Here is a 12,618-nt window from a genome sequence, read left to right on the forward strand (position 1 = left end):
CAGAGTACATGGGAGTAATCTACAAAAAAACTGTTTTTAATCTACGCCGAACATCGAGCCTGTTGTACGCTTAAAGAGCTTCCACCAGCCTGCTTTCGGCACAGCTTCCCCAGCTTTTAAATCATATTCCTTAATCACTTGGGTACCTTGGTAGACAACCAGCTTGCCTACAGATTGACCTTCAGCCACTGGAGCCTTCACGCTTTCCGGCAATACTAATTCGTGGCGAATGCCTTCTTGGGCCACACCTTTTTTCAAAAGAACACTGTACGTCTCTTTCGCTGTGATCGGCAGCTCCGATTTTACGCCCTTTTCGATCTTGAGGGTGCCGATAGCATCCCCTTCTTTGTGGATCGTGTGTACCTTATATTGCGAGAACAGGTAATCGAACATGCCTGAGACTTCACTGTTGCGTGTCTTTGTGTTCGGTTCGCCTAGCACAACAGCGACTGCACGCAGGCCATCTCTCGCCGCTGTAGCGGACAGACAGAATTTAGCCTCTGCAGTATACCCTGTCTTCAGTCCATCAGCACCAGTGTAGAAACGCACCAGCTTGTTCGTATTCACCAACCAGAACGGTTTGGTTGAATCCTTGCGTAAGTAATCCTGATAGGAACCCGTATATTTGATAATTTGATCATGCTTCAAAAGTTCCCGACTGATGACCGCAATATCGTATGCTGAGGAATAGTGATTGGCGGCTGGAAGACCGTTACAGTTGGCAAAATGGGTATCTTTTAGACCCAGCTCCTCTGCACGTTTATTCATCAAGTCTACAAAAGCACTCTCTGAACCCGCTATTTTTTCCGCCATAGCGACAGAAGCATCATTACCAGACGCCATAGCGATGCCTTTGAGCATATCGTCTACCGTCATTTCTTCACCCGGCTCCAGAAAAATCTGCGATCCGCCCATCGAAGCCGCATATTCACTTGTCCGCACCTTATCCGTCAGTTGCAGTCTACCTTCATCCAGCGCTTCCACCGTTAGTAACATCGTCATAATCTTCGTAATACTTGCGGGAGGCAGCTTATCATGGCTGTTCTTCTCATAAATAACAGTGCCGGTACCAGCGTCCATCAAAATCGCAGAACGTGCTCCCGGTGCGAGGTCTACAGCGGCAGCTTTACTGCCAGAGTCCTTGTTTTTTTCCTCTGCATAAGCGCCTGACATAGGTCCTAGAACCGACACAGCAATACAGAGCACAAGCACAGCAAAACGCAATTTTCTCACAATGGTTCCCCTCCTGAACGTTAACCTTCATATCACAGGTACTGTGTTCCAGTTTCGTCAGAAAGGGTGAAAATTATTCCATTTTCAAGGAAATAACCACAATTATTTATCACAAGAAGTTATAAGGTTATCAATTAAAAAAAGCCCAGCAGCAGTTGCAGAGCATTTTTATTATAGGGGAGATCAAAAATTATTTCAAATTTTAATGATTTCCATTTTTTCCGTATTCATTTAAGCCCCTTTAAAGGAAAATGAAAGGTTGGAACGAATCTATTTAAGAACATAACAGGTTTATAGAGGAGTGAATATACAGATGAACCATCTTGCAGATTGTATTGAAGCAGAAGCTAAACAGAACAATTTCTCTGGCATAGTCCTGGTAAATCAACAGGATAAAGAAATCATCAGCAGCTGTTACGGTTATGCTAATAAGTCGGATAAACGCGAAAACAATATTCATACTCGGTTTGGGATTGCTTCCGGGTGTAAATTATTTACGGCGGTTGCCGTCTGCCAACTTGTCGAACAGGGATTGATTTCTTTCGAAAGTAGAGTCTTAGATTATCTGAAAAAGGTAGATCTCCCTCTCTTTAATCCTGAGATCACCATACATCAGCTGCTTACGCACAGTTCTGGTATTCCGGATTATTTTGATGAAACAATCATGGATGATTTCGAGGAACTGTGGAAAACACGACCTATGTACACTTTGCGGCAGCTTAATGACTTTGTGTCGATGTTCCAAAACCTCCCCATGATGCGGACCCCTGGCGAACGTTTCCACTACAACAATGCCGGATATATCGTGTTAGGCCTTCTGGTGGAGGAATTGAGTGGAATGTCCTTTTGCGACTATGTGGAGCTTCACATCTTTAAGGCTTGTGGAATGAAGCAATCCGGTTATTTTACGTTAGATGCCTTACCTGCCAATTGTGCACTCGGATACATAGAGGAAGAAAACGGTGACTGGAGGAGCAACATCTATTCAATCCCGGTAAAGGGAGGCGCTGACGGTGGAGCTTTTGTAACCGCTCCCGATATGCAGCTATTCTGGAAAGGGCTAATGAACCACACACTTTTGAGTCCAGTACTCACTTCGTTGTTACTTACACCCCACATTCATGTGGACGGCGAAGGATATTATGGTTATGGCGTATGGATCACCCTCCGAGAAGGAGAGGTGATCAAGTTCCACATTATGGGCTACGATCCCGGCGTTTCCTTCCGATCGGCTTTCTATCCTGCTAGTGGTGAGACTGTAGTAGTAATGTGTAATACAAATAGCGGGGCTTCTCAGATTTTCAATAAGATCGATAATCGTCTGTAATTGTTACAAAAAAAGAGCAGCGATCTTCCCGTAATGGGAAGATCGCTGCTCTGCTGTCTGTTTAGGGTCTTCGTCATGACCATAATTATTTACCTTGACTAGTACCGTGTTACCCCATCCTTCGTAACAAGCGCGAATACCAGTGGTAATGGTAGAATCGATTCAGAGGTAATACGGTAGGCTTCTAATACCTTATCTTCAGCTTCCTCTACCTTCTTATCACTGGCATCGTTGATATGCAATACTGCAAGGGTATCGCCGACCTCTACTGCATCTCCAACCTTTTTAGAAAGTTGAATACCCACAGCCAAATCTATCACAGATTCCTTGGTTTCACGTCCGGCACCAAGCAGCATAGCAGCAATGCCGATTTCTTCTGCTTGAATCCCCTCAATGAACCCCTTAGTTTTTGCTTTCACTTCAATGAATCGTTTGGCAGCAGGCAGTTTTTCCGGATCATCGATTTGCGAAACATCTCCGCCTTGCGCACTCACGATTTGTTTGAATTTCTCCAACGCTGTGCCATCTTCAATATGTGTCAAAAGCATCGAGCGGGCCTCTTCTTCATCCTTGGCTTTGCCACCAAGAACAAGCATCTGGCTACCCAGAATAAGACAGACTTCCTGCAGATCCTTCGGACCGTGACCTTTTAAGGTCTCGATTCCTTCCTTGATTTCGAGCGCATTGCCAATTCCATATCCGAGCGGTTGATCCATGTCGCTGATGATAGCGACTGTATTACGACCCAGATGTGTGCCGATGTCAACCATGGCTTGAGCAAGCGCAATAGAATCATCAAGCGTCTTCATAAAAGCACCGCTGCCTGTTTTGACATCTAGAACAATAGCGTCTGCACCTGCTGCAATCTTCTTGCTCATCACTGAGCTTGCGATAAGAGGGATGGATTCAACAGTCGCAGTTACATCCCGAAGGGCATACAGCTTTTTGTCTGCGGGTGTAATGTTGCCCGACTGGCCGATCACGGCAGCACCGATTTCACCTACTTGATCAAAGAAACGATCTCGATCCATCTCTACTGAGAAGCCAGTGATCGACTCCAGCTTATCGAGTGTACCTCCTGTATGCCCAAGACCCCGTCCAGACATCTTTGCTACAGGTACTCCAGCAGAGGCTACCAAAGGAGCAAGTACAACAGTAGTCTTATCTCCCACTCCACCTGTCGAGTGTTTATCAACCTTAATTCCTGCGATTGGGCTAAGATCTACTTGATCACCGGACATCGCCATTTCCATCGTTAGATCGCCGGTCTCCCGTGCGTTCATGCCTTGAAAATAAACCGCCATGGCCCAAGCGGAAAGTTGATAATCAGGAATTTCACCTTTACTGTAGCCTTGAATTAGGAAGGATATTTCCTCACGACTCAGCTCTCCACCATCTCTTTTTTTCTGAATAATATCGACAGCTCTCATCTTACACCTGCAATTCACGGACATTTGCGCGAGCAAATCCGATATATTTTGGTTTAGTCAAATTAACTACTTTCATTACCTGATCATACGTTAATGGCTTACGTTTAATCACTTGTGTCATAAATATGACCTCCCAGTAATTCAAAATGCAGTCCCCGAAATTACATTTTTGGAATAAAGCCTAAGACCAGCTTCAAGAAACGCTCACGCACACGTTCTGCAGTTTCCATCACCTCTTCATGATTGAGAGGTTGATCCAGGATTCCCGCAGCCATATTAGTAATACAGGAGATACCCAATACTTCAATACCCGCATGACGCGCAACAATGGTCTCCGATACAGTAGACATCCCCACAGCATCCGCGCCTAGAATACGAAGCATTACGATTTCAGCAGGCGTTTCGTAACAAGGTCCCAGGAGACCTGCATATACGCCTTCTTTGAACTCGAAATTCTGCTGAGCTGCCGTTTCCTTTGCTACCTGAATCAGGCGGCGACTGTAGGCGGTCGACATATCTGGGAAGCGCACCCCAAGTGCAGGATCATTAGGCCCTATTAACGGGTTACGTCCAGTCATATTAAGATGATCTGTAAGAAGCATAAGATCGCCTGGTTTGAAATCTGTGTTCACTCCACCAGCAGCATTCGTTACTAGTAAACTGGCTATACCAAGCTCTTTCATAACCCGCACAGGAAATGCTGTTACTTCCGGTCCATAGCCCTCATACATATGAAAGCGGCCCTTCATCATCACAACACGGCGTCCTTCAATCATACCAATCAACAGCTCGCCCTCATGTCCTTCTACAGTAGACACAGGAAAGTGAGGAATCTCATCATATGGAATGCTCACTCCATCAGTGATAAGATCTGCCAGCACACCGAGACCTGAACCAAGGATCAAGCCAATTTCCGGAGCCACCGGACATTTGTCTTTTATATAAATGGCTGCTTCTTGAATTTCTTTTTGAGTTAACGCGCTCATGGATGATCCTCCTTCATTAATGTTGTGAAGCCGCCCACAATCTCTTATTGCAGTTTCGCTAAAAAGCTTGTCCCATACTGCGGCGCCTTCGCACCAAAGTTATCAGCAATGGTTGCAGCTACATCAGAGAAGGTTTCACGAATGCCCAAACTTTCTGGATGTTTAAACCGTGGGCTATAGATTAAGAGCGGCACATATTCACGGGTATGGTCAGTTCCAGCATGGATCGGATCGTTACCATGGTCTGCAGAAATAATCAATAGATCATCTTCACCCAGTGTAGATAGAATTTCAGGTAGTGCCTGATCGAATACTTCCAGTGCTCGACCGTATCCTTCTGGATCACGACGATGCCCATACAAAGAATCAAAATCCACCAGATTCGTGAACAGGAAACCGTCAAAAGGTTGACGAAGCTGCTCAATAGTCACTTCGATTCCATGTTCATTGCTCTTCGTAGGATAAGAGGCTGTAACCCCTTCTCCTGTAAAGATATCGTTGATCTTACCTACTGCGATAACATCCTTGCCGATATCAGCCAGCGCGTTCATTACCGTTGGTTCTGGGGGCTTCACAGCATAGTCATGACGGTTCGGCGTCCGAACGAAATTTCCTGGTACGCCAACATATGGTCGAGCAATCACGCGCCCCACCGAGAATTCTGGAGCCATCGTCAGCTCACGGGCGATTTTACATGCGCTGTACAGCTCTTCGAGTGGAATGATATCTTCATGAGCAGCAAGCTGGAATACGCTGTCCGCAGAGGTATAAACTATCCAAGCCCCGGTTTTCATTTGCTCTTCGCCATATTCAACTAGAATCTCCGTACCGGAAGCCGGTTTATTACCGATCACCTTGCGACCAGTTGCCGCTTCGAACTTCTCAATCAACTCTGCTGGAAAGCCATCAGGATACGTATTGAAGGGAACCTCAATCTTCAGCCCCATTAGCTCCCAGTGTCCGGTCATTGTATCCTTGCCTACTGATACTTCCTGCATTTTGCCGTAGTACCCTGTTGGTGAAGCTACAGGTTCAAGCGGCGGCAGCGGAGCAATATTAGCTAACCCAAGCTTCTGGAGATTAGGTAGCTTCAATCCAGGAACACGATCCAATATATGGCCAAGCGTATGCGACCCAGTATCACCGAAATTTGCAGCATCTGGCGCTTCACCGATACCAACACTATCTAGAACAATAAAACCAATTCGTTTAAATGAGGACATTGTTGTCTTCACTCCTTTTTTAATATAGATATTCTTTCGTACCAACAAGAAGAAACGGCTGTACCGTCTTCCAGAAGACATACGCTTCCGAAACTAGCGATACAATGTACCGCTTATCAGGTATCCGTTTCTGCTAAAGGATAACCTGCGGAGCAATCCCCAGTCTATCCTTTCAGTATGATTCCATCATAACCATCTTACTCACAAAAAGCATCTTTGAAGCAGAATTAACGAGCTCTGGGATGGTGGCTCTCATATACTTCCTTCATATTCTTACGGGCAATACCGTTATAAATCTGAGTCGTCGAAATATCGGCATGACCCAGCATTTGTTGTACGGATCGCAAATCTGCCCCGCCTTCCAGTAGATGGGCTGCAAAGGAATGCCTAAGTGTATGAGGTGTAATATCCTGCTCAATGTTTGCTTCCCGCGCGTATTTTTTTATGATTTTCCAAAAACCTTGCCGGGTTAATCTCCCGCCTAAACTATTCAGGAACATAGCCGGCTCCTCCTGTTGATCACGGAGCAGCTTGTCCCGCATAAGTGAAATGTACGCCGCTACACTTTCAGCAGCAATGGCTCCAATCGGAACCACCCGCTCCTTGCCGGAAGTTCCTGTGCAACGTGCAAATTTCATATCCGTATGCACATCGTCCACGTTTAGCGAGATTAATTCAGAAACCTTAATACCTGTTGCGTAGAGCAATTCCAACATAGCCTTATCGCGCATCCCTTGTGGCGTATTCACATCTGGTGCAGCTAATAGCTGCTCAATCTCTGAGATGGTAAGCACCATAGGAGTTTTCTTATCAGGCTTCATTGTCTCCATGTCCAGCGTTGGGTCCTGCTCAATCAAACGTTCCTTCAACAAATAATGAAAAAAAGCACGAAGGGACACTGCGTTTCTGTTCAACGTTGCAGTTGCTCGTCCCGCTCCGCGTAATGAGCCAAGATATAACATCACATGAGATCTTCGGATCTCCTCAGGCTGAACTGCCCCCCGCTCTTCAGCAAACTCCAGAAACTGCGATACATCCCTACCGTAAGATTCCAATGTATTCGGGGATAAGCCTTTATCTCCGGATAAATAATGTAAAAAAGGCTGCAAGTGTGACTTCATTATTTCACGCTCCTGTCCTGGCGCAGCTACTCATAGTGACTTCCTGCAGCACATTCAGCATGAGGGTTCTGCAGATGTGTACATTTAGTATACGCTGCATGAATCCACCTAGTTTTCTTCGACATTCTTCTCGCCTGTTCCTGCTTCCCACGAAGCTTTCATTCTCCGTACCAGTAATAAAAGCGCAAGCGCTGTCTTGTATCCAGACCATCATCACCACGATCGGCATGATCAAATGCCCGAACAGCGGTGCCTTCAGGAATTCCATAATTCTCTATCGGACTAATCCATTCACCAAGCCAGCTCATAGCACTGTAGAGCAAATAGCTTAGAGCCACAAACATGATCATAAAATACAGCTTGCGAACTGTTTTGGGCACAGAAACGATCATATGGACGCCTCCCACTAATATATAGTTAAGATCTGCTCGTCCTTCACCTTATGCACCAAAACGGGCTGATATGTATACCTCCAATAGACCAATCATTTAAAAAGCTCTCTCCGGTAAAAAAACCGGGGAGAGCTTATGAAGTGAATTTCATTATAAGATGACTTAGGACGGATTTCCGTTTGAATTATTCTTATCGCTACACCGATAGCATATCCCATGAAAATCAAGTCTATGATCAAGCACTGTGAAATTAAATTCTTTCTCCAGTCGCTCTTCTAGCGGTCCTAGCCAATCCTCACGGATCTCATCCATACTACCGCATTGCACACAAATTAAATGATGATGATGGTGCTTTGCAGTATCTGTTCGTAGATCATAACGGGCGACACCGTCTCCGAAGTTAATCTTTTCTACGACATGAAGCTCGCTAAGAAGTTCCAGGGTACGATATACAGTCGCAAGACCGATCTCGGGAGCCTTCTCTTTCACAAGCATAAAAACATCTTCTGCACTAAGATGATCTTCCTCATTCTCCAGCAGCACTCTTAAGGTCGCTTCCCGTTGGGGTGTAAGCTTGTATCCTTGGGATTGTAACTGTTGCTTAATTTTGTCTATCCGGGCTTCCATTGTCTCCCTCCCCCTTGGAAAATTACCTCACCGGTCTTCAAACCACTTCTTCCATTATAGGGGGTGTCGCTTTGAGAAGTCAAACGCTTTTACTGCAATCCCAAGGTCGTCACTGCTTGTACAAGTGAAGGCGTAACCCAGCGCATCATGATCGGCGTAACATAGGTCTCAAAACTAGAAATGCCCAGAATCAACAGCGCCATCACAAGTGACAATATCGTGTACATAGTAAAAGGTCGCGTCACTGGTGTCCGGCGTTGACCTAGCACTCGGCTACGAATCATCTGCAAGGAAAAAGCAATTGCCGCAGCACTACTCACTAACAACACAGGGATCAGCACCAGATTGTGCGGTGCCACTGAGACTAGAGCAAACAGCATCCCGTGCCACGAATATTGACTGACTAGACAACCGACCGTAAAACCGATCAATACCCCTTTAAGAAAATCAAGAATCAAGATTCCCGGCAACCCAATGACTGATAATCCAAGGATCCAGATCAGCCCAATCCATTTTAGATTCAAGGCCGCTATACTCCAGTACGAATCAGGTGCTGCTGGTAGACTCTGTTGATCAACCGTTACAAAGAAATTCCCCAGATAATCACTCAGCTCCTGTTGCTGATCCATCGTAAGCGCACTAACGATAAGAGCTCCAAATACAACACCTACCAGAAATAATACGCCGACAAAAATATACAGAGGCGTCTGTTCCTTCATCATCAGCCTTAAATTACGCATCGAGACGTTCCCCTTTCCGGTTACATGTTACACCATATGAGAAAACGCCCCGTGATATGACTTGTCCTTAGTACAATAACTCTACTTTCCAGGTTGTACGACTTTACCGTATGTTCCCCCACCGCCTGCAGATAGTTCCAATATACCTGAGCGAGCCTGAACGATCATAGAAGCCAAATCCACTCCTACTACGCTAGCAATTTCCGCTTCACCACAACCATGCAAAATGTTCATCTCGGTGCCAAAAGCTTGCAGCAACGCGTTCATTTTAGCCTTCCCGAGACCCGGTATAAATTCAAGTGGAACCTGATAGTGATAAGGCGGACGGTCTGCAGGTACTACAGGTGTCTTGCGGTCAGCAATATCTAGGATGCGGTCGAATACACCCCTCACCAATTTCAGACTGCCACAATACTGGCAACGCTCCGATGTGATATATGCTTCGTCAATAATACTACCGCAGCCTCCGCAGTAGGTTCGGTGGTATTTACCAAGCCGGGGGTTAAGTCCAAAATTGGCAGTTACCTTCCGTCCTTCCTTACGTTCAAGTGCGAGTCGCAGTTCAGCAAAAGAAGGTTGTGCCAAAGCCATTACATTATACTCTCGACCTAATTTGCCCAGTGAATGCGCATCAGAGTTCGTTAAGAATGTGAAGTTATCGAGCTCAGAAACATAACCTGCCATTTCAGAATCCGCACTCAGCCCGAGCTCAACTGCAGCTATCCGATCCAGATCAAAGATATCTGACATTCGTTCCGCAGTGCAGCCGTACAAGCCCTTGTGAGGCGTGAAAATATGTGCAGGGATTAGAATACCTCCTCGCTCATAAATCTCATCCTGAAGCTCTCTAGCCGGTGCATAGAGGCGCTGGGAACTAAGGTTCACATTTCGCATATGGCGACTCATCCAAGCGCTGAAATCTGTCATCCGCTCCACGTCGGGCATGAAGGCGAGTACGTGGCACTCTTTTCGCCCAGGTTCGCGGATTTCAATCTCCGTTCCTAGGATGATCGTAGTCCCCTGATAAGCAATCCCTCCACCTTCTGCTAGCGTCATCTCTCCAGATTCTAAGGAACGCTGAATATCACGTAGAACGCCAGGTGAATGACTATCAATAATACCTATCATCTCAAGACCTTTACGCTCTGCAGCTTCTTTAGCGATTCCAGCAAAAGTGAGCTCACGGCTGCCGCTGATTTTGACCGCTTGTCCTTCCGACGTTCGTCCGATATGAACATGCAGATCGCAATAGAAGTTCTTCAGTTCAGGTGTTAGTTCCATTGGCCTGTCAGGGTGTATAAATGCCAAGCGTACACCGCCATCATCGTCTTTGCGTCCGCGATACGTCCGTCAGCTATATATTGATAGGCTTCCTCCAAGGTAAGCTCCGAGACCTCTAAAAATTCATCCTCGTCAAGCGACATATCCCCTGGCTCGGCATTATTAGTAACATACAAATGAATAATCTCATCAGCAAAGCCGGGAGAAGTATAGAAAGATTTAAGTAACTTCAGATCACCGCTATGAAAACCGGTCTCTTCCTTCAGCTCACGACCAGCCGCAACTAAAGGGTCTTCACCTTGATCCAGCTTACCGGCTGGAATCTCCACCTCTGTACGGTGCATAGGCTGACGATATTGTTCTACAACTAACATTTTGTTGTTGTTCAAAGCAAGCACTGCTACTGCGCCGGGATGCTTCACAACCTCACGTGTTGCAGTATTACCATCCGGCAATCTCACAGTGTCCACTTGTAAAGATATGATCTTCCCATCAAATATAGGCTTTGTAGACAGCGTCACTTCGTCAAGCTCCGGCTTGCTGTGTAAATGTTGGTTTCCCATAAAATTTCTGGTCTCCTTTATCTCTATTCTGCATACGGTGTATTATAGCAAACTTAAAGGGAAAGAAGGAATTTCAAATGAACGAAATCTTCAGCCGTACAAGCTCATCCGCAGTCACAATGGTAGGTAAACCGGAGGAAATCAAAGCCATCTTAGCTAGGTGGATAGAGCGGTATGGGCCCGATATGCCTCTCACATACATCCTTTCCCTAAAGGATCAATCCAAGATCATTCCGTCTAAGGCCGGATAAATTCACATTAGGACATAGTGATACTTGTCCTTAAAATTATGGGGGTGTTCCAATAGCCATTCACTGGCTGCTGGAACACCCCTTAAATTTGGGCTTCCCTCTGCGGAATCTGAATAGCAATCTTCCTATCGGACTCAGCTGAACTTAAACGCGGGTATTTTCACACTGTCCTTTGACCTTGCCCAGTAGATAAAACTTACCTATAAAAAAACAGAGCAGCAATCCTACACGGAGGATCGCTGCTCTACTGCCTTATACAAAGGTTAGCCCTTTACACTCTCTTTAACAATGTTCACTACAAGCTCAGCCACTTTAACAATGTCTTCGGCTTTAATCCGTTCCTTAGTAGTATGGATATGTTCGTAACCTACAGCGAGGTTAACGGTCGGAACATCTAGGCCATTGAACACGTTAGCGTCACTTCCTCCACCAGAGTGGAACAGTCGTGGTGTGAGTCCCATAGAAGTAATAGCCCGCTGTGCAAGCTGTACCACTGGATCATTCTCATTAAAACTGAACGCTGGATAAATTATTTCACTGCGGAATTCGCATTCTGCACCATATTCTCGGACAGTGGTCTCCAGTGCTTCACGCATCGAAGCGATTTGATCGCCAACCTTTTCCTGCACGATACTACGTGCTTCGGCATCCAATTGAACGTGATCGCACACCACATTCGTAGGGCCGCCGCCGGCGAATTTACCGATATTCGCAGTCGTTTCGTTGTCGATCCGACCAAGCTTCATAGCAGCGATCGCTTTGCTGGCTACTTGAATCGCACTGATGCCGTCCTCTGGATTAACACCTGCATGAGCAGATTTTCCAAATATTCGCATCGTTATTTTAGCTTGCGTAGGTGCCGCAACTGCAATCGCTCCGACTTCACCATTGGAATCGAGTGCGAAACCGAAATCTGCATCCAAGTTACTCGGATCCATCGAACGCGCACCTAGCAATCCAGATTCTTCACCCGCAGTAATTACAAACTGAATCTGACCATGTGGTAATTTTTGCTCTTGAATCACTCTAATTGCTTCGAATAGTGCAGCTAGTCCAGCTTTGTCATCCGCTCCAAGAATTGTAGTGCCGTCACTTGTAATCCATCCATCCGCGCCAAGCGTAGGCTTGATATTTTGTCCAGGAACAACCGTATCCATATGGCAAGTGAACAGTAGCTTTGGTGCAGCTCCACCGTTCTCAGCCGGCCAGGTAATGAACAGATTACCCGCTCCATGTCCTGTTCTTTCCTGGGAATCATCTTCGGTAACTTCTAATCCCAGAGCGTTAAATTTACTCTTAAGTACATCGGCAATCTGCCGTTCATTTCTTGTTTCACTATCAACTTGGACAAGTTCCATAAATTCTTGAATCAATCTGTCTTGTGAAATCACTGGACTTCCCTCTCTTTCGTGAATACGTTACAATGGTTGTACAGAAAGACCAT

General features: G+C 45.9%; 13 protein-coding genes. 2 read left to right on the plus strand and 11 right to left on the minus strand.

Features of this window, described 5'->3' with window-relative positions:
* Window positions 1–36: 36 nt before the first annotated feature.
* A complete protein-coding gene (locus tag ACN6MV_RS21610; protein ID WP_375105437.1) occupies window positions 37–1,236 on the minus strand; it encodes a D-alanyl-D-alanine carboxypeptidase family protein in 1,200 nt (399 codons plus the stop codon).
* Window positions 1,237–1,546: 310 nt separating this feature from the next.
* Here ACN6MV_RS21610 and ACN6MV_RS21615 point away from each other — a divergent pair, with 310 nt between their 5' ends.
* Window positions 1,547–2,560, plus strand: coding sequence for a serine hydrolase domain-containing protein (locus tag ACN6MV_RS21615; protein WP_419884798.1), 1,014 nt, complete (start codon window positions 1,547–1,549; stop codon window positions 2,558–2,560).
* Between the two features lie 98 nt (window positions 2,561–2,658).
* Here ACN6MV_RS21615 and ACN6MV_RS21620 read toward each other — a convergent pair whose 3' ends face one another.
* The 9 genes from ACN6MV_RS21620 to ACN6MV_RS21660 all read right to left on the minus strand — a co-directional run bounded on the left by ACN6MV_RS21620 (window position 2,659) and on the right by ACN6MV_RS21660 (window position 10,923).
* Window positions 2,659–3,990: a pyrimidine-nucleoside phosphorylase gene (locus ACN6MV_RS21620; protein WP_419884799.1), complete on the minus strand. Its 1,332-nt coding sequence runs from the start codon at window positions 3,988–3,990 to the stop codon at window positions 2,659–2,661.
* Between the two features lie 161 nt (window positions 3,991–4,151).
* Entirely contained in the window at window positions 4,152–4,976 is an 825-nt protein-coding gene (locus ACN6MV_RS21625; protein ID WP_042129737.1) for a purine-nucleoside phosphorylase, read from the minus strand.
* A gap of 44 nt (window positions 4,977–5,020) precedes the next feature.
* Window positions 5,021–6,199 carry a phosphopentomutase gene (gene deoB, locus ACN6MV_RS21630; protein ID WP_419884800.1) on the minus strand — a complete coding sequence of 393 codons (1,179 nt, stop codon included), beginning with the start codon at window positions 6,197–6,199 and terminating at the stop codon, window positions 5,021–5,023.
* 227 nt (window positions 6,200–6,426) lie between these two features.
* Complete coding sequence (xerD, locus tag ACN6MV_RS21635; protein WP_419884801.1) at window positions 6,427–7,320, minus strand: site-specific tyrosine recombinase XerD; 894 nt, start codon at window positions 7,318–7,320, stop codon at window positions 6,427–6,429.
* Between the two features lie 158 nt (window positions 7,321–7,478).
* Window positions 7,479–7,712, minus strand: a complete 234-nt coding sequence (locus tag ACN6MV_RS21640; RefSeq protein WP_042129742.1) for a DUF4227 family protein — start codon at window positions 7,710–7,712, stop codon at window positions 7,479–7,481.
* 162 nt (window positions 7,713–7,874) lie between these two features.
* Window positions 7,875–8,339: a Fur family transcriptional regulator gene (locus tag ACN6MV_RS21645; protein ID WP_042129744.1), complete on the minus strand. Its 465-nt coding sequence runs from the start codon at window positions 8,337–8,339 to the stop codon at window positions 7,875–7,877.
* An 89-nt stretch (window positions 8,340–8,428) separates the two neighbouring features.
* A complete protein-coding gene (gene spoIIM / locus ACN6MV_RS21650) occupies window positions 8,429–9,079 on the minus strand; it encodes a stage II sporulation protein M (RefSeq protein WP_419884802.1) in 651 nt (216 codons plus the stop codon).
* Window positions 9,080–9,160: 81 nt separating this feature from the next.
* Window positions 9,161–10,360 (minus strand): endonuclease Q family protein, encoded by a 1,200-nt coding sequence (locus tag ACN6MV_RS21655; protein WP_419886791.1) that lies wholly within the window; start codon window positions 10,358–10,360, stop codon window positions 9,161–9,163.
* Window positions 10,351–10,923, minus strand: coding sequence for an NUDIX hydrolase (locus ACN6MV_RS21660; RefSeq protein WP_042129751.1), 573 nt, complete (start codon window positions 10,921–10,923; stop codon window positions 10,351–10,353). The genes ACN6MV_RS21655 and ACN6MV_RS21660 overlap by 10 nt, the downstream gene beginning before the upstream one ends.
* Before the next feature lie 77 nt (window positions 10,924–11,000).
* On the opposite strand from ACN6MV_RS21660, the gene ACN6MV_RS21665 reads away from it, so the two are divergent.
* Window positions 11,001–11,174, plus strand: a complete 174-nt coding sequence (locus ACN6MV_RS21665) for a hypothetical protein (RefSeq protein ID WP_156114838.1) — start codon at window positions 11,001–11,003, stop codon at window positions 11,172–11,174.
* A gap of 263 nt (window positions 11,175–11,437) precedes the next feature.
* Here ACN6MV_RS21665 and ACN6MV_RS21670 read toward each other — a convergent pair whose 3' ends face one another.
* Window positions 11,438–12,565, minus strand: a complete 1,128-nt coding sequence (locus ACN6MV_RS21670) for a tripeptidase T (protein WP_419884803.1) — start codon at window positions 12,563–12,565, stop codon at window positions 11,438–11,440.
* Window positions 12,566–12,618 lie beyond the last annotated feature (53 nt).

It is taken from the genome of Paenibacillus sp. B-A-8 (assembly GCF_048572915.1).
Lineage (GTDB): Bacteria > Bacillota > Bacilli > Paenibacillales > Paenibacillaceae > Paenibacillus_AQ.

What these genes read in the sequence shown, in the direction of transcription:
- ACN6MV_RS21615 (WP_419884798.1), top strand. Translation starts at nt 1,547, where the DNA reads ATGAACCATCTTGCAGATTGTATTGAAGCAGAAGCTAAACAGAACAAT.
- ACN6MV_RS21620 (WP_419884799.1), bottom strand. Translation starts at nt 3,990, where the DNA reads ATGAGAGCTGTCGATATTATTCAGAAAAAAAGAGATGGTGGAGAGCTG.
- ACN6MV_RS21625 (WP_042129737.1), bottom strand. Translation starts at nt 4,976, where the DNA reads ATGAGCGCGTTAACTCAAAAAGAAATTCAAGAAGCAGCCATTTATATA.
- deoB (WP_419884800.1), bottom strand. Translation starts at nt 6,199, where the DNA reads ATGTCCTCATTTAAACGAATTGGTTTTATTGTTCTAGATAGTGTTGGT.
- xerD (WP_419884801.1), bottom strand. Translation starts at nt 7,320, where the DNA reads ATGAAGTCACACTTGCAGCCTTTTTTACATTATTTATCCGGAGATAAA.
- ACN6MV_RS21640 (WP_042129742.1), bottom strand. Translation starts at nt 7,712, where the DNA reads ATGATCGTTTCTGTGCCCAAAACAGTTCGCAAGCTGTATTTTATGATC.
- ACN6MV_RS21645 (WP_042129744.1), bottom strand. Translation starts at nt 8,339, where the DNA reads ATGGAAGCCCGGATAGACAAAATTAAGCAACAGTTACAATCCCAAGGA.
- spoIIM (WP_419884802.1), bottom strand. Translation starts at nt 9,079, where the DNA reads ATGCGTAATTTAAGGCTGATGATGAAGGAACAGACGCCTCTGTATATT.
- ACN6MV_RS21655 (WP_419886791.1), bottom strand. Translation starts at nt 10,360, where the DNA reads ATGGAACTAACACCTGAACTGAAGAACTTCTATTGCGATCTGCATGTT.
- ACN6MV_RS21660 (WP_042129751.1), bottom strand. Translation starts at nt 10,923, where the DNA reads ATGGGAAACCAACATTTACACAGCAAGCCGGAGCTTGACGAAGTGACG.
- ACN6MV_RS21665 (WP_156114838.1), top strand. Translation starts at nt 11,001, where the DNA reads ATGAACGAAATCTTCAGCCGTACAAGCTCATCCGCAGTCACAATGGTA.